Below are 15,668 nucleotides of genomic sequence, written 5' to 3' on the forward strand. Positions count from 1 at the left end.
ACCACGGAACGTCCGACGGCCCGCCGCCTCTCCGGAGGAGGCGGGCCGTCGTGCGGACCGGCCGGCGGCCGGTCCACGCGGCGTCCCGTCCCCGGCCGCCGGCCGGTCCTACACTGACCCGCTGTGACCGAAACCCTCGAGGACGCGGCGCTCGTCCTCGTCTTCATCATGCTGGGCGGGCTGTTCAACGTCGCCGAGATCTCGCTGATCTCGCTGCGCGAGGGCCAGATCAGATCGCTGGCGGCGCGCGGCACCCGCAGATCCGCCCGGGCCGCGCACCTCGCGGCCGACCCGAACCGGTTCCTGGCCGCCGTCCAGGTCGGCGTGACCTGCATGGGCTTCCTGTCCGCCGCCTTCGGCGCGGACACCCTGGCCGGCAAGGTGGCGCCGCTGTTCGTCCGGGCCGGGCTCTCCGAGGGCGTCGCCGACGCCCTCGCCCTGGTCGGGCTGACCCTGCTGATCAGCTACGCCTCGCTGGTGCTCGGCGAGCTCACCCCCAAGCGGATCGGCCTCCAGCGGGCCGACTCCATCGCCGTGCTCGCCGCACCGGTGGTGGACGTGATGTCGGTGGCGCTGCGCCCGGTGATCTGGCTGCTCGGGCACTCCACCAACCTGATGGTCCGCCTGCTCGGCGGCGACCCGGCGGCCGGGCGCGGCTCGATGAGCTCCGAGGAGCTGCGCGGCCTGGTCGCCACCAACACCGAACTCGGCAGCGACGAAAGGGCGTTGATCGCGGACGTGTTCTCCGCCGGGGAGCGCCAGCTGCGCGAGGTGATGGTCCCGCGCACCGAGGTGACCTTCCTGGACGCCGAACGCCCGCTGGCCGAGGTCCGCGAGCAGGCCGACTCCTCCCCGCACTCGCGCTACCCGGTGGTCGAGGGCAGCTACGACGCGGTGACCGGCTTCGTCCACGTCCGCGACCTCTACGGCGCCCGCGGCGAGCAGGCCGTGAAGGTCCGCGACCTGGCCCGCCCGGTCAAGCTGCTGCCCGGCACCAAACGGGTGCTGGCGGCGATGGGCGAGATGCGCCGTGAGGGCCATCACCTGGCGATCGTGGTGGACGAGTACGGCGGCACCGCCGGCATCGTCACCCTGGAGGACCTGGTCGAGGAGGTGATCGGCGAGATCCGCGACGAGTACGACTCCCAGGAGCCCACCACCACCCGCCGGCTGGCCGGCGGCGGCATGGAGCTGGACGGCCTGCTGAACCTGGGCGACTTCGCCGAGGAGACCGGCGTCGCCCTGCCCGAGGGCCCGTACGAGACGGTGGCCGGCTGCCTGGTGGCGGCGCTCGGCCGGCTGCCGGCCGACGGCGACCACGTCCGGATCGCCGACGGGGCCGACGGCGTCCTGCTGACGGTGGCGAAGCTGGAGGGCCGCCGGATCGCCCGGGTCAGGGTGAGTGCCGTCACACTGCCGGAACCTCCCGGGGCAGAGGTTTCCTGACCGGTCGGTGGAACTGGAACAATGACCCCCATGGTCAACGCAGCGGTCACTGGTCCGGTCAAGGACCGTCCCCGGGTGCTCTCCGGCATCCAGCCCACCTCCGGCTCGTTCCACCTCGGCAACTATCTCGGCGCGGTGCGCCAGTGGGTCGATCTCCAGGAGGCCAACGACGCCTTCTACATGGTGGTCGACCTGCACGCGATCACCGTCGAGCAGGACCCGGCGACGCTGCGCCAGAACACCAGGATCTCCGCCGCCCAGTTGCTCGGCGCGGGCCTGGACCCGGAGCACTGCACCCTGTTCGTCCAGTCCCACGTGCCCGAGCACGCGCAGCTCGCCTGGGTGATGAACTGCCTCACCGGCTTCGGCGAGGCCGCCCGGATGACCCAGTTCAAGGACAAGTCCGCCAAGCAGGGCAGCGACCGTACCTCGGTCGGCCTCTTCACCTACCCGGTCCTCCAGATCGCCGACATCCTGCTCTACCAGGCGGACGCGGTGCCCGTCGGCGAGGACCAGCGCCAGCACCTGGAGCTCACCCGTGACCTCGCGGAGCGCTTCAACACCCGCTACCGGCCCACCTTCACGGTGCCCAAGCCGTACATCCTCAAGGAGACGGCCAAGATCCTGGACCTCCAGGACCCGGGCGCCAAGATGAGCAAGTCCGCCTCCTCGGCCAAGGGCCTGGTGAACCTGCTGGACGACCCGAAGGCGAGCGCCAAGAAGTTCAAGAGCGCCGTCACCGACACCGGCACCGTCGTCTCCTACGACGAGGAGGAGAAGGCCGGCGTCTCCAACCTGCTGCGCATTCACTCCGCGCTCAGCGGCCAGTCGATCGACCAGCTGGTCGCGCACTTCGAGGGCCGGATGTACGGCGCCCTGAAGACCGAGCTGGCCGAGCTGTTCACCGAGTGGGTGACGCCCTTCCAGCAGCGCACCCACACCTTCCTGGACGACCCGGCCGAGCTGGACCGGGTGCTGGCGATCGGGGCCGAGAAGGCCCGCGCGGTGGCGTCGCAGACGCTGGAGACGGTGTACGACCGGATCGGCTTCCTCCCGGCCGCCAAGCGGTGATGCCGCTCGCGAGCCTGCCCGGTGGTGGCGACCTCCCCGAGGTCGTCACCATCGGCGTGTCCGTGAGCGTCCCGGATCCGTACGGCTCGGCGATCCAGGACGCGCGGGCCGGGCACGGCGATCCGCTGGCCCGGTCGATACCCACGCACGTCACGCTGCTGCCGCCGACCGAGGTGCCGGCCGCGCTGCTGCCGAAGATCGAGGAGCACCTGGCGGCGGTGGCCGCCGCGCACCGGCCGTTCCGGATGGTGCTGCGGGGCGGCGGCAGCTTCCGCCCGGTCTCGCCGGTGGTCTTCGTCCGGGTCGAGGAGGGCACGCAGGAGTGCCGGCTGCTGGAGGCGGACATCCGCTCCGGCCCGCTGGCCCGGGAGCTGGCCTTCCCCTACCACCCGCACGTCACGGTGGCGCACGGCCTGTCGGACGACGTGCTGGACCAGGCCCACGAGCAGGCCCGGGCCTTCCAGGCGTCCTTCCCGGTGCCGGGGTTCGGCCTCTCCCGGTTCGACGCCGACGAGGTCTGGCGGCCCTGGCGGGGCTACTCCTTCGCCTGACCGGAGGCCGGCCCGCCCCGGATCCGCGAGCGTGTGGCCGGCCGCCGGAGAGCGCCGAGGCGCCCGACGCGGTCGTCGCGTCGGGCGCCTCGGAGGGTGCGGCGGAGCGCCGCCGCTACTCCTGCCGGAGCATGCCGTCCACCACGCGGGCGGCGGCCTGGCCGTCGTCCAGGTCGCAGTACGCCTCGCGGAACGCCGTGTACTTGCCGGCGTACTCGCCGGCCAGCTCGTCCACCCGGCCCAGCGCGGCGACCAGCTCCTCGGAGGTGGCCAGCAGCGGGCCGGGCGCCTCCGACTCGAAGTCGATGCTGAAGCCGCGCAGGTTGTCGCGGTAGTGCTCCAGGTCGTACGTGAAGAACAGCATCGGCTTGCCGGTCGCGGCGAAGTCGAACACCGTCGCCGTGTAGTCGGTGACCAGCACGTCGGCGACCAGCAGCAGTTCGGCCATGTCGGGGTAGCTGCCCACGTCCCAGATGTAGCCGTTGCCGGCGCCGGGGATCTGACCGCACATCACGCTGTGCCGGCGCACCAGCAGCACCTGGTCGTCGCCGAGGGCGGCCTTGGCGGCCTCCAGGTCGATCCGCAGGTCCAGCTGGTAACCGCCGTTCGGACGGCGGCGGTCCTCCCGGAAGGTCGGCGCGTACAGCACCACCTTCTTGCCCTCGGGCAGACCGAGCCGCTCGCGGACCTGTTCGGCGGTCTTCTCCCGGTCGGGGGCGAACAGCAGGTCGTTGCGCGGCGAACCGCTCTCCAGGATCTCGCCCTTGAAGTCGAACGCGCGGCGCAGCACCGGCGCCGCGAAGCGGCTCCCGGCGACCAGCAGGTTCCAGTTCGGGACCTCCTTGGCGACGCCCTTCAGGTAGTTGGCGTCGGTGAACCAGACCTTCTCGAAGTCGTACCCGATCTGCTTCAGCGGGCTGCCGTGCCAGGTCTGCACGACCACCTGGCCGGGGCGGCGGACGAAGAAGTCCGGCAGGTGCGCGCTGGTGACGATGTACTTGGCGGTGGCCAGCGCCTCGAACCACTCGGGGCTCCAGAGCCGGATCGCGCCGGTCGTCTGCGGCAGTTCGGCCTGCAGGTCGTCGCTGCCCCACAGGTGCTCCAGCGGCAGGCCCCGGCGGACCAGCTCCTCGTGGATCGCCCGCGGCGAGTCCGCGTAGAGCCCGCCGAGCGCGACGTTGTAGAGCACGGTGTCGCGCAGCGGGTGCCGGCGGGCGGCCGGGTAGTCGACACCGCGCAGCTGGCGCTGCCGGTAGCCGCTGCGCTCCTCGGGCAGCAGCGCGGAGTGCGACTCCAGCGAGAGGCCGTCGTAGTGGCGGCGCTCCAGCACGATCCGCTTGCCGCGCGACTCCACCTCCAGCGGCAGCGAGCCGAAGCACTCGGGCGCGATCAGCGCGGGAGACTGCGCGGTGATGCCGGCCTGGGCGCCGACCGGGCGGAAGAAGACGTCCCAGGTGCCCTGGGCGAGCGGCACCTGGCCGGCGAAGGAGGCCGTCGGCACCGGCGGCAGCGCGGCCCGGAACCGGCCGTCCGCGATCTCCACCGGGTACGCGTGCTCCTCCTCCCGCCAGTTGTGCCGGACCACCAGCTCCCAGCGGTGCGTGCCGGGCAGCGGGAAGGTGCCGCTGAGCAGGAAGCCGTCGGCGCCGCGGGAGGCGACCTCCTCCACCACCGGCTGCAGCAGCTGGTCGGAGAGCTGGAGGTAGCCGCCGGGGGAGGGCTTGGAGTACAGCGCGCGGCGCTCGTGGACCGGGGCCAGCGGGTTCAGCGCGAGGTGCAGCCGCTCGGGGGCGCTGCGGTCGTCCAGCGCCACCGGGACGGTGGAGCCGTCGGCGAGCAGCAGGGCGGTGTCCCAGCGGTCGCGGCTGCGCTCGTTGGCGACCGGGTCGAGCGCGGCCCAGGCCTCGCGGACGGCGGTCAGCTCGTCCACCGGGAAGGAGGTGCTGAACGGCTGGAGCATCCCGACGGGGGTACCGAGCTCCAGCGGGTACAGCAGCTCGCGGTCGGACTCGACGTGGGTGAGCTTGAACCGGGCCCCGGCGAGGTCCGGGCCGGAGCGGGCCGCGCCGGAGAGCTCCACCCGGCCGCCCTGTCCGGCCAGGCCGGTCACCCGGGCGCGCACGTTCTCCACCCGCAGGTAGACGTGGCCGTCGCGGACCCACGGCACGATCCGCACGTCCGGCTCGACCCAGTGCGCCGGGATGTACTGCGCGGTGTCGCTCCAGCCGGCCGAGATCCGGCCCTTGTAGACGCCGCCCTTGCCGGCGCCGGCCACCAGCACCCGCCAGTTGCCGTCCTTCCACTGGCCCCGCTGCTTCAGCCGCTTGGGGTCGATGCTGGCGGTGAAACCGGCCCAGTCGCAGTTGTACAGGTCGTGCTTGGAGCTGGCGGTGGCCTCCGGGCTGTACTGCGCCTTCGTCGGCACGGCCAGCACCCGGCGGCCCTTGGCCTCGCGCAGCACCAGCACCTTGACCATGTCGTGCCGGTTCTCGGCACCGAGCTGCTCCGGGTAGGCGTGCCCGGTCAGCTGGAGCCTGCCGCCGACCCAGGCCGACTCGTACAGCCGGCTGCGCATGACCAGCGAGTTGTCCAGCTTGAGGACGCCGGCCGGCACGCTCTTGCGCCCGCCGCGCAGGAACGGGTAGTCGGCGTACGGGCGCAGCAGGCCGCGCGCCGGAGCGCCGCCGTTGCTCTCGCCCTCGAACTTCATCTGCTCGACGAACTCGTCGATCCGGCCCTGGAGGGTCAGGTGGTACTTCAGCCGCAGCGGCGCGCGCAGCTTGCGGACGTGCTCGGGGCCGATCGCCCGGAGCAGCCGGCTGACGTGCTTGAGGTAGGCGTCCCGGTACTCCTTGTCGCCGTCCACGACGGACCAGAAGAACATCGGGATCTCCTCGACGAGGGTGTTCTCGTCGTAGGAGTGCAGGTACTGGGCGAAGCGCGGGTCGGTCTGCTTCTTCAGCCAGCCGCGGACCAGCTCCACCGAGGCCACCCGGTCGATCAGGCCCTTGGGGTTGGTGCGCATCTGCGTGATCGACATCTCGCCGACCTCGCGCTCACGCCAGTGGTAGATCGGCTCGGAGAGCACGTCCACGCTCTTGGCGAGGTAGTGGTGCGGCACGCTGACCGGGGCGTCCTCGTACAGGATGCCCTCGGGGTAGAGCAGGCCGGCCGCGTCGAAGAAGGAGCGGCGGTACACCTTGTTCCAGGCCGTGCGGTCGGTGACCAGCGCGGGGATCTCGGTGATGTGGGTCTTGAGCCTGGTCTCCTTGAACGGCTTCACATGGCCGCCGGACTGGTAGTAGCCCACCGCGCGGAACCGCAGCACGTTGCCGGTGGCGAAGTCGGAGCCGGTCTCGTCCAGCGTGTTGATCATCAGCTCGTACGCGCTCGGCGGCATCGAGTCGTCGCTGTCGACGAAGCAGAGGAACTCGGAGTCCGGGTCGATGTGGCGGATACCCGTGTTGCGGGCCGCGCCGAGGCCCTTGTTCACCTGGCGGACCAGGCGGAACCGGGAGTCCTTGGCCGCGTACGCATCGGCGAGCGCCGCGCTGCCGTCCTTCGAACCGTCGTCGACCATGACGCACTCGAAGTCCGTGAAGGTCTGGGCGGCGATCGAGTCGAGGCATTCGACGAGATAGCGCTCGACGTTGTAGATCGGAACGACGATGGAGAGGCGGGGAGCCATCGGCTACGCAGGCCTTTCTTGGGAAGGAGCGTGGCAGCCCGGTCGGGTCTGACCGCACTTTGAACCGGTGCGTACGTGCCCGTCGATCCTACCGTCCGGCCTTCCGGGCCCCCGGGCCGCCGGAGGCCGGACGCGATGGGCCCGGGCCGGGGCCCGGCCACTACGCTGTGCCCATGCCCCGCTTCAGCGTCATCGTCCCCGTCTACCAGGTCCAGGAGTACCTCACCGAGTGCCTCGACTCCGTGCTCGGCCAGGGCGGACCGGACCTCGAACTGATCGCGGTGGACGACCGTTCCCCGGACGGCTGCGGCGCGATGCTCGACGGGGCCGCCGCGCGCGACCCCCGCGTCCGGGTGCTCCACCTGCCGGAGAACGTCGGCCTCGGCCGGGCCCGCAACGCCGGCCTGGCGGTCGCCACCGGCGAGTACGTGGTCTTCCTGGACAGCGACGACACGCTCACCCCCGGCCTGCTGAAGGCCGTCGACGACCGGCTCGCGGCCGGCGGTGACCCGGACATCCTGGTCTACGACTACGCCCGCACCTACGCCGAGGGCCGGATCACCCGGGCCGCCTCGGCCCACGTCTTCGGCGCCGCCTCCCCGGAGGTCTTCGGCCTCGCCGCCCGCCCCGACCTGCTCGACCTGCTCCAGGTGGTCTGGAACAAGGCGTACCGCCGCGGCTTCATCACCGAACAGGGCCTCACCTTCCCCGCGGGCTACTACGAGGACACCCCCTGGACGTACCCGGCGCTGCTGGCCGCCGCGAGCATCACCCTGCTCGACCAGGTCGGGGTGCACTACCGCCAGCGCCAGGAGGGCGGCAACATCCTCGCCACCGCCAGCCGCAAGCACTTCGACGTCTTCGCCCAGTACGACCTGGTCTTCGCCTTCCTGGACGGCCGCCCCGACCTGGACCACTGGCGCCCGGTGGTCTACGGCCGGATGCTGCACCACCTCAACACCGTGGTCTCCAGGCCGGGCCGGATCCCGCCCGGTGACCGCCGCGAGTACTTCCGCCGGGCCGCCGCGCACTGCGCCCGGCTGCGCCCGGCCGGCTACCGGCCGCCGGCCGGGGTGGCCGGCCTGCGCACCGAGCTGCTCAGCCAGGGCTGCTACGGCACCTACCAGACGGTCCGCGCGCTCGGCCGGGCCCGCCGCCTGGTGGGCCGCTGACCCTTTGTCGGGGGCGGGCCGGGGAGCCTGACGACCGTTCGGGTGAGCGGCCGGTATAACCGGACGGTGGACTTTCTCACCCGCCTCCCGGTGATCGGCCCGCTCGTCGCCCGGCTCCTGCGCAGCCGCCCGTACCGGGTGTACGAGCACTTCAGCGCCGCCCGCGGCAACCGGCTCGCCGGGGCGGTCACCTTCTTCGGCTTCCTCGCGCTGTTCCCGCTGCTCACCGTGGCGCTGGCGATCGCGGTCGCGACCCTCACCGACAGCCGGGTCGCCGACATCGAGAAGCGCGTCTCCGACCAGCTGCCCGGCATCTCGGACGCGCTCAACCTGCCGTCGCTGGTGGCCAACGCCGGTACCGTCGGGCTGGTCAGCGGCCTGTTGCTGCTGGTTTCCGGCCTCGGCTGGGTGGACACCATGCGCACCTCGATCCGGGACATCTGGCAGCTGCCCGAGGACGACGGCAACCCGGTGCTGCGCAAGGCCTGGGACTGCGCGGTGCTGTTCGGCCTCGGCGTGGTCTCGCTGTTCTCGCTGGCCGCCTCGGCCGCCGGGACGACCCTGGCGGGCCGGATCGCCGACTGGATCGGCCTGGGCACCGGCGGGCCCGGCGGCTATCTGCTGACCGCCGTCGGCCTGCTCATCGCGGTCGCCTCCGACACCCTGCTCTTCGCCTACCTGCTGGCGCCCTTCCCCCGGATCGGCGGCCAGCACCGGCGTGACGTGCTGCAGGGCGCGCTGATCGGCGCGGTCGGCTTCGAGCTGCTGAAGATCCTGCTCGCCTCCTACCTGGGATCGGTCGCCGGCAAGAGCCTGTACGGGGCCTTCGGCGTGCCGGTGGCGCTGCTCCTGTGGATCAACTTCGTCAGCCGGCTGCTGATGTACTGCGTCGCCTGGACGGCCCTGGCCGACCCGGCCGCCGCCCGGGACCGGGCCCGCGAGCGGGCCCGGGCGATGCTGACGGAGGCGGACCGGGCCGGGGCGGCCGCGGCGGAGCAGGGGAAGGCCCGGCCTCAGGATCAGGGCTGAGGCCGGGCCGCACGGGCTCCCCCACCGGATCAGTCGGCGTGGACGCGCCGCCAGAGCAGGACCAGCGCCCCGCCGCCGACCACCACGAAGGCCAGGGCGATCCCCAGCCGGCCGGCCAGGCCGATCCCGGACTCCCCGTCGGCGCCGGCCGCCGGCTGGGCCGCCGTCGAGGTGCGCGGCGGCGGCGCGGGCTGGCCGGTGGTGCCGCCCGCCTGCCCGGTCGGTGTGGGCTCGACGCCGTCGGCCGGGGCCTCGTCCACCAGCCGCCCGACCGGGGTGACCTTGCCGGCCGCCGCGAAGCCCCAGTCCAGCAGCGCCGCCGTCTCGTCGTAGACCTTCTGGTAGGTGTCCGGGTGCATCACCGTCACCAGCAGGGTGCGCCCGTTCCGTTGGGCCGCGCCGACGAAGGTCGAACCGGCGTTGGTGGTGAAACCGTTCTTCACCCCGATCAGGCCGGGGTACTTGCCGAGCAGCCGGTCGGTGTTGGCGATCCCGAAGCTGCCGCGCTGGCCGGTGTTCTTGTCGACCGCGCCGGGGAACTGGGCCTCCCGGGTGGCGCAGTACGTCCGGAAGTCGGGATTGCGCAGGCCGGACCGGGCGAACAGGGTGAGGTCGTAGGCGGAGGAGACCTGGCCGTCCATGTCGTAGCCGTCGGGCGAGATCACCCTGGTGTCGCGGGCCTGGAGGGCGTCCGCGCGGGCCTGCATCTCGGTCACGGTCTGCCGGATGCCGCCGTTCATATGGGCCAGGACGTGCACCGCGTCGTTGCCCGAGCTCAGGAACACCCCGCGCCACAGGTCCTCGACCCGGTACTCCAGGTTCTCCTTGATGCCGACCAGGCTGCTGCCGGCGCCGATCCCGGTGATCTCCTCGTCGCGGACCTTGTGCACCGTGTTGCGGTCGAACTTGGGCAGCACGGTGTCGGCGAAGAGGATCTTCAGGGTGCTGGCCGGGGCGAGCCGCAGATGCGGATTGCTGGCCGCCAGCACGTCTCCTGACGCCGCGTCGGCGACTATCCAGGACTGCCCGGTGAGGCCGCCCGGTAACGCGGGGGCGCCGGCCAGTGGGGCCACCTGGGCCCCGGGGAGCCCCAGCCGTTCGCCGCCCACCGCGGCCGGCGGGGGAGCGGGTGCGTACGGGGCCGCGACGGCGGAGGGGGTGGCCAGGAGGGTCGGGAGGGCCGCGGCGACCGCGGCGAGCAGGTGCGTGAGCTTACGGCGAGTGGGCACCAGCAGACCGTACCCACTCCGGGGATTCGTTGTTCGCCACTCCGGCTCTGTCCCCCGCAGGAGGGGCCCGCCGTACGCCGACCGGCCGCCCGCGCATACTGGGAGCACACCGTCTGCACACCGCCGCCCGCCGAGGACCACCATGAAGCTCAGCCGCCGTACCTCCTGGTTCCTGACCGCCTTCGGCGTCTGGTCCATGATCATCTGGACTACCTTTGATGAGAAGGTACCCAGGACAGCTTCGAGACAGCGGAAAGCGCAGGTCAGACCGTGCGGCAGGCTCAGGACAGGCCAACGTTCCTCTCCCCGGGTATCCCTTCAGACCAACTAGACGTCGTCAGGGTCGGGCTGTACGCCCGTCAGTCCAGCAAGCGGCCGGATGCCTCGGAGGCGTCCCCTGAGGCTCAGCTGAGCGCCGGTCACGCCCTGGTCGCTGCGCGTGCCACCAGCAAGTGGCAGGTGGTCAGGGAGTACAAGGACGTGGGCAAGTCGGGATGGGACCCGAAGGTGGTCCGCCCCGACTTTGAAGAAATGATGCTCTCCGTTGAACGCGGAGAACTGGACGTCATTGTCGTCAATGAGCTTTCGCGCCTTACTCGCCAGGGCGCCTACGAGGCCATGACGATTGACAAGAAGCTACGCGAGCACGGCGTGCGACTTGTCAGTGTTCAGGAGCCTTTCCTTGACACCAGCAATCCGGTCGGTGAAGCGATCTTTGCACTCATCGCCGCACTGGCCAAGCAGGATTCCGACATCAAAGCCGCCCGTACTGCCGGGGCAAAGGAAGAGATCCAAGCCGTTGGCGGACGCCATTCCTCCTCTCCGCCTTTCGGCATGAAGGCGCGCCGAGAGGTGATAGGGAAACTTACCGTTACCACGCTTGAGCCTGATGAGGACTATTGGGAAGAGGCGGGAATGGCATACGCCGATGTCGTCCGCAAGCTGGTTGACCTTTCCTTCAAGGGTTATGCCGACAATCGCATTGCGGCAACCATGAACAAGGAAGACATGCCAGCCCCGGGTACCAGGGCACAGCGAAACACCGAGGCGCGCAAAAAGGCAGTCCGGGAGCGCGGATTCCCCGGGCGACAGCGGACCGGGATCATTTGGCGGGCACAGACCGTACGTCACATCCTCACGCATCCCTGCATCGGCGGATTCGCCTCCGTGCGCGTCCCAAAGGGCCCCAAGGGAACATTGGTCAATGTCATCGCCCGGGACGGGTCAGGGGTCCCTCTGGCGCCTCACAAGGGCATCATTCCCGGCCAGGTGTGGTTGGAGCTTCAGGAGAAGCGTGGCGAGCGCGGCCTTGCCGAGCGGCAGTACGAGAACAGCGCGCCGGAATTGCTTTCCGGATGGAAGTTTTCCCGCTGCGAAATGTGCGAGGGGTCGATGGGAAAGAGTGGGCGCTACTACAACTGCGCGAATCCCATTGGACATGGCGGCCTTTCGGTGCAGATCACTCATCTTGACGACCACGTTGCCCGCCGGGTTTGGGCAAAGATCAGCAACGCCGATCTCTCGGACCCCGAAGACCAGGCATGGTTGGTGGCGGCCGCTGCACGATTTGCAGAACAGCAGGACCTCGCTGGAGTCGAGGGCGAGCGTTCCGAAACACAGGCCCACCTTGAGCACGTCCGGCAATCCATTGCAGAGCTGTATGAGGACCGGAAGGCCGGAATCTACAAGGGAGAGCGCGGAACAGTGGCATTCCGGGGCACCATGCTGCAATACCAGGCGTACGAGGAGAGGTGCCTTGAGCGCCTGCGGGAACTGGATGAGAAGTCGGCGAAAGCCATCCGCATCCCATCGGAATGGTTTGCTGCTGACGATGACCCGCTGGGGCCGGAGTCCGCATGGGCGGGATGGGACATCGTCAAGCGTCGGCAATTCCTCAATCTGTTCCTCTCCGGCGTGGCTGTAGGCCCTGGGCGGCGCGCAGACCGGTCAGTGATCCCCGTTGCCGATCGGGTGACGTTGGATTGGCGGCCGACACCCACGCCCGAGGAGCTGGCGCATATGACTGGACACAACCGTTCCCTGATGGTCGTCTGACCATTCCTCGCAGCCCCGTTCTGGCCGTCCGGCCGGGACGGGGCTTTCGCATGCCCTCAGGGTGCCTCGCAGGGCCGTGACAGTGCCCGCCTAAGGGGGCCCCGCTGCAACCCCCGGTCAGGGCCGCTCTGCCCGCTCGCTGCCCGTGGTGGCGGATCGGCCGCTGTGATGCCCGCCACAGCGCGGTTTGTAGGACCCCGCCAGGCCGGCGAGCAGCGCGGGCCCTGATGCTGCTTGGGGGCCGTCCGATACGCGCTGTGGGGGTCCTACAGACCCCGTGCGTCGTGCGCCAGCGCTGGCGGCCCAATCCATTAACCACCCCCCGTTACTACCTACGTCAGCGGACGCCGGTCGCAGGGTGGTCTCGTTAGGAAAGAGAGTGAGTGTTGTACCTACTTCCGTATCTACCTATAGCAGTACTCCCGTATAGCTCTGTAGGGGTAACTGGGGAACCTGTATCACCACTACCCCACTTTCCCAACACCGTCCCGGGAGCCTGGTCATGCTGATCATCGGAACCGCCTGTGATCGGTGCGGGAAGGCCCTGCGGGGCCGCCAGCGCGCCGTCTGTTCGAACGCGTGTCGGCAGGCACTCAAGCGAAACGCCAAGCTGACGAACGCTGAGCGCATCGGGCGTCTCTGCGATGTCTGCGGAAACTGTGCGGACTACGCCAACGGCCGTGGGGCCTGGTGTGAGGTGCACACTGCTCGGTCCCGGTACCTGGAGGCCGAGGCGGCGCGCTGGGACGTCGTGTGCGCCCTGGAGGGTTGCGGGAACAACGCCGGTTGGGAAGGTGAAGGCCGGGCCCGCAAGTACTGCTCGAACGCCCACAGCCAGAAGGCGTACCGGCTGCGTAAGGCTGCCGCCTCTAACTGAATAGCTACTGATCGAGCCCTGTTTCGCCACTGATCGGCGGAACGGGGCTTTTGCATGCAGAAACTCGAAAGGATCACTTAATGGATCGCAGGGAACTCGTGAACTCGGCCATTGCCAATGCCGTGGAGGAAGTCGAATCGGAGGAAGGCCGCCCCGCGCAGGGCACTTCGGCGGACGTGAGTTCGCCGGAGGTCACCGCCATTCGGGAGAAGGTGGCGAAGTCCTCCGGCCTTTCTCTCGCGCTGGCTGGCCGACTGAGCGGGACCACCGAGGCCGAGATCAAGGCGGACGCCGATCGCCTCATGGAGGCTATTCGCTCCATGCCCGCAAACCTGCATACCCAGCCGAAGTCACTTGTTCCGACCGGCGGCGCAGTGGATCAGCCGCCCTCGCACCTGGACATTGACCCGATAAAGCTCGCCGCCAACATCATGGCTCGCCGACTGGGAAGCTGAATACAGATGACCGAGAGCAGTGGAATTCCCGACAGTCCGAACCCTCCTATCCGAGTGCTCAACCCGGAGGGCTCGAAGGGGAACGGCCAATTCGGATGGCACTTCTGGCACGACCCGACCGACACCGACGACACGGCGGAGGACTGTGAATGACTGAGTACCGAAACGCCAACTTCCTGCCCGCCCTGGAGGCGACGGCGAGCGTCCTCACCTTCTCGCCGGAGGGCCGCCCCTCGCTGGCCTACCGGCCCGTGATCGGCTGGCTTTCCGACCCCGTGCTCACGTACGCCGAGAAGACCGGCGGGCACTCGATCCCGTACGCCATTCCGCTGGTGCTGGCAGCCAGCGGGGCGGCACGCGGAATGTTCCCCGCCGAGGTTTCCCCGAAGGAAACCGGGGACGGAATCCGCGTGCCGGCCGATGAGTTCCTTTTGGGCGTCTCGCCCAACCGGCCCGAGGCTCAGCGAAGCTACACCCCTGTCCTGAATGCAGTCGAGCGCCTGTTGGTCGAGATATCCGAGCAGCAGGAAGCCGCCGATGCCGAGGCCCGAGAAGCTGCCGAAAGCGCGGCACGCGCCGAGCGCGAAGCCGCTAACCATGCCGCCGACATGGCCGCCGAAAAGGTAGCGCAGCGGGCCGACGTGATCAGCAATGCCGATGCGCTCATTGCCGAGAACCGCGAATTCATCGAATCGCATTCCTTCAACACGACTATGGAGAACACCCTTGCCTGAGATCCTGACGCCTGAGCGGGAACGCGCAAAGCGCCTTGAAATGCTCCGCACCCAGGCCGAAATGGCTATCCCGCATTACGTTGACCTGATGACTCCGGATTCCGTCCGGGCCGCCCTCGCCGAGCTGGAGAGCACTCGGGAGCGCCGGGACGCCGTGGACGACCTGGTGGGCGCGCTCCGCGTGGAGCTGGCGGGCCTGGACGAGAAGGACGCCAGGGCCGCCAAGGACGCGCTCCGCGACGGCAAGCCGATCCCCAAGGCCACCAACCGGGGGCCGCTGGAGAACAAGCTTGCCGAGGCCGAGCGTCAGCAGACGCCGCTGTACGAACTGGCCGTCGAAGCGGCTCACTCGGTGAAGGCCGCAGCCATCGCCGCCCGCGCGGACTGGCGACAGACGATCTGCGAAGAGGTCGAGAAGACCCGCAGCGAGGCGCTGGCCACGACCGCTCGACTCACGGCCCTCATGGATCAACTCAGCATCTACGCAACGGCAGTTGAGGACATGGACGGCGACCTTGCCCAGCCGTGGGGGGCGAACGAGCGGCAGTGGCGGATCATGGCCCCGCGTGGCGGGATCACGTGGGACACCGACCGGCGGGCGCTGGACCGGATCGCCTCTGACCGGCTGGAGTACTCGACCACCTACCCCGGCGGCCTGCCCGGCCGTCTGAGCCCCGACGCCGACCCGGCGGAGGAGCACAACCCGATGGCCATTCCGTCGGCAGCTTTCGGCACCCGAGGCTGGTGACCGTGGGCCAGGCATGGGAGGGCAGTGACCGGCGGGCACGCCTGCCGCGTAACTGGGCCACGCTCCGCCGCAGCGTCATGCAGCGCGCTGGCTGGCAGTGCGAATGGATGCGGGCGGACACGGGCCAGCGTTGCCCCGAGGTGGCGTCCGACTGTGACCACGTGGTCCCCGGCGACGACCACAGCCCGAGCAACCTGCAAGCGCTGTGCGGCTACCACCACGGGGTGAAGTCGGGCCGTGACGGTGGCCTTGCCGCTGCTGCTGGCCGGAAGCCCGGCGGCCGGTACTCACGGCTGCGCAAGCCACCCGAGCACCCTGGTTACGTTGCGTAGCACCTGAGGGTGGGGGAGGACTCCCCTCCCCCTCTCTCAGGGATCGGTGCCGATAGCAGGAATCAGCCTCTCTACGGGTCTGGGAGTTCCGGCCGGGCCCGCCTGTCACCCGCTGTGACCTCGCCCAGCGCCTGATTCGCCGCCCGGCCCACCCGCGCGTGCACAGCGCGGGTGCACCTGCGCGCCCGCCCACGCACACGTGAGGGCCGCCGAGCCCCAGAACACCCCACAGAGGCGCCACCCGGGGCCCTGGTCGGCCCGACAGCCGGCCGGGGCCCAAC

12 protein-coding genes are annotated in these 15,668 nt (G+C 70.1%); 10 read left to right on the forward strand and 2 right to left on the reverse strand.

The genetic code is table 11. The annotated features are described in order from the left end of the window. Positions 1–123 precede the first annotated feature (123 nt). From ACIP82_RS11730 to ACIP82_RS11740, 3 genes are read left to right on the forward strand one after another with little or no spacing between them, the layout of a single operon-like run. Positions 124–1,446, forward strand: a complete 1,323-nt coding sequence (locus ACIP82_RS11730; RefSeq protein ID WP_363605585.1) for a hemolysin family protein — start codon at positions 124–126, stop codon at positions 1,444–1,446. A 30-nt stretch (positions 1,447–1,476) separates the two neighbouring features. Further along, entirely contained in the window at positions 1,477–2,517 is a 1,041-nt protein-coding gene (gene trpS, locus ACIP82_RS11735; protein ID WP_363605586.1) for a tryptophan--tRNA ligase, read from the forward strand. Then, positions 2,517–3,068: a 2'-5' RNA ligase family protein gene (locus tag ACIP82_RS11740; protein ID WP_363605588.1), complete on the forward strand. Its 552-nt coding sequence runs from the start codon at positions 2,517–2,519 to the stop codon at positions 3,066–3,068. Before trpS ends, ACIP82_RS11740 begins: the two co-directional genes overlap by 1 nt. Positions 3,069–3,183: 115 nt before the next feature. Here ACIP82_RS11740 and ACIP82_RS11745 read toward each other — a convergent pair whose 3' ends face one another. Then, positions 3,184–6,756, reverse strand: a complete 3,573-nt coding sequence (locus tag ACIP82_RS11745; protein ID WP_400653111.1) for a CDP-glycerol glycerophosphotransferase family protein — start codon at positions 6,754–6,756, stop codon at positions 3,184–3,186. A gap of 173 nt (positions 6,757–6,929) precedes the next feature. On the opposite strand from ACIP82_RS11745, the gene ACIP82_RS11750 reads away from it, so the two are divergent. Both ACIP82_RS11750 and ACIP82_RS11755 read left to right on the forward strand, forming a co-directional pair. Beyond that, complete coding sequence (locus ACIP82_RS11750) at positions 6,930–7,928, forward strand: glycosyltransferase family 2 protein (protein ID WP_400653113.1); 999 nt, start codon at positions 6,930–6,932, stop codon at positions 7,926–7,928. 66 nt (positions 7,929–7,994) lie between these two features. Then, positions 7,995–8,957 (forward strand): YihY/virulence factor BrkB family protein, encoded by a 963-nt coding sequence (locus ACIP82_RS11755; protein WP_400653115.1) that lies wholly within the window; start codon positions 7,995–7,997, stop codon positions 8,955–8,957. Between the two features lie 29 nt (positions 8,958–8,986). Here ACIP82_RS11755 and ACIP82_RS11760 read toward each other — a convergent pair whose 3' ends face one another. Further along, on the reverse strand, positions 8,987–10,186 hold the full coding sequence (locus ACIP82_RS11760; RefSeq protein WP_400653117.1) for a D-alanyl-D-alanine carboxypeptidase family protein: 1,200 nt from the start codon (positions 10,184–10,186) through the stop codon (positions 8,987–8,989). Positions 10,187–10,456: 270 nt separating this feature from the next. Between ACIP82_RS11760 and ACIP82_RS11765 the strand changes: the two genes are divergently transcribed. The 5 genes from ACIP82_RS11765 (at position 10,457) to ACIP82_RS11785 (ending at position 15,055) form a co-directional block, all read left to right on the forward strand. Continuing rightward, a complete protein-coding gene (locus ACIP82_RS11765; RefSeq protein ID WP_400653119.1) occupies positions 10,457–12,241 on the forward strand; it encodes a recombinase family protein in 1,785 nt (594 codons plus the stop codon). A 502-nt stretch (positions 12,242–12,743) separates the two neighbouring features. Next, positions 12,744–13,118, forward strand: coding sequence for a hypothetical protein (locus ACIP82_RS11770; RefSeq protein ID WP_400653120.1), 375 nt, complete (start codon positions 12,744–12,746; stop codon positions 13,116–13,118). An 80-nt stretch (positions 13,119–13,198) separates the two neighbouring features. Next, positions 13,199–13,573 (forward strand): hypothetical protein, encoded by a 375-nt coding sequence (locus tag ACIP82_RS11775; protein ID WP_400653121.1) that lies wholly within the window; start codon positions 13,199–13,201, stop codon positions 13,571–13,573. Positions 13,574–13,722: 149 nt separating this feature from the next. Next, positions 13,723–14,307: a hypothetical protein gene (locus tag ACIP82_RS11780; protein ID WP_400653122.1), complete on the forward strand. Its 585-nt coding sequence runs from the start codon at positions 13,723–13,725 to the stop codon at positions 14,305–14,307. An 88-nt stretch (positions 14,308–14,395) separates the two neighbouring features. Then, positions 14,396–15,055, forward strand: coding sequence for a hypothetical protein (locus ACIP82_RS11785; protein WP_400653124.1), 660 nt, complete (start codon positions 14,396–14,398; stop codon positions 15,053–15,055). Positions 15,056–15,668 lie beyond the last annotated feature (613 nt).

It is taken from the genome of Kitasatospora sp. NPDC088548, assembly GCF_044753005.1.
In the GTDB taxonomy this organism is placed as follows: Bacteria; Actinomycetota; Actinomycetes; order Streptomycetales; family Streptomycetaceae; genus Kitasatospora.

Bases quoted from the DNA above. Each gene is read 5' to 3' on its own strand.
- trpS (WP_363605586.1), top strand. From the start codon at position 1,477: ATGGTCAACGCAGCGGTCACTGGTCCGGTCAAGGACCGTCCCCGGGTG.
- ACIP82_RS11745 (WP_400653111.1), bottom strand. From the start codon at position 6,756: ATGGCTCCCCGCCTCTCCATCGTCGTTCCGATCTACAACGTCGAGCGC.
- ACIP82_RS11770 (WP_400653120.1), top strand. From the start codon at position 12,744: ATGCTGATCATCGGAACCGCCTGTGATCGGTGCGGGAAGGCCCTGCGG.
- ACIP82_RS11780 (WP_400653122.1), top strand. From the start codon at position 13,723: ATGACTGAGTACCGAAACGCCAACTTCCTGCCCGCCCTGGAGGCGACG.
- ACIP82_RS11750 (WP_400653113.1), top strand. From the start codon at position 6,930: ATGCCCCGCTTCAGCGTCATCGTCCCCGTCTACCAGGTCCAGGAGTAC.
- ACIP82_RS11785 (WP_400653124.1), top strand. From the start codon at position 14,396: ATGACTCCGGATTCCGTCCGGGCCGCCCTCGCCGAGCTGGAGAGCACT.
- ACIP82_RS11775 (WP_400653121.1), top strand. From the start codon at position 13,199: ATGGATCGCAGGGAACTCGTGAACTCGGCCATTGCCAATGCCGTGGAG.
- ACIP82_RS11740 (WP_363605588.1), top strand. From the start codon at position 2,517: ATGCCGCTCGCGAGCCTGCCCGGTGGTGGCGACCTCCCCGAGGTCGTC.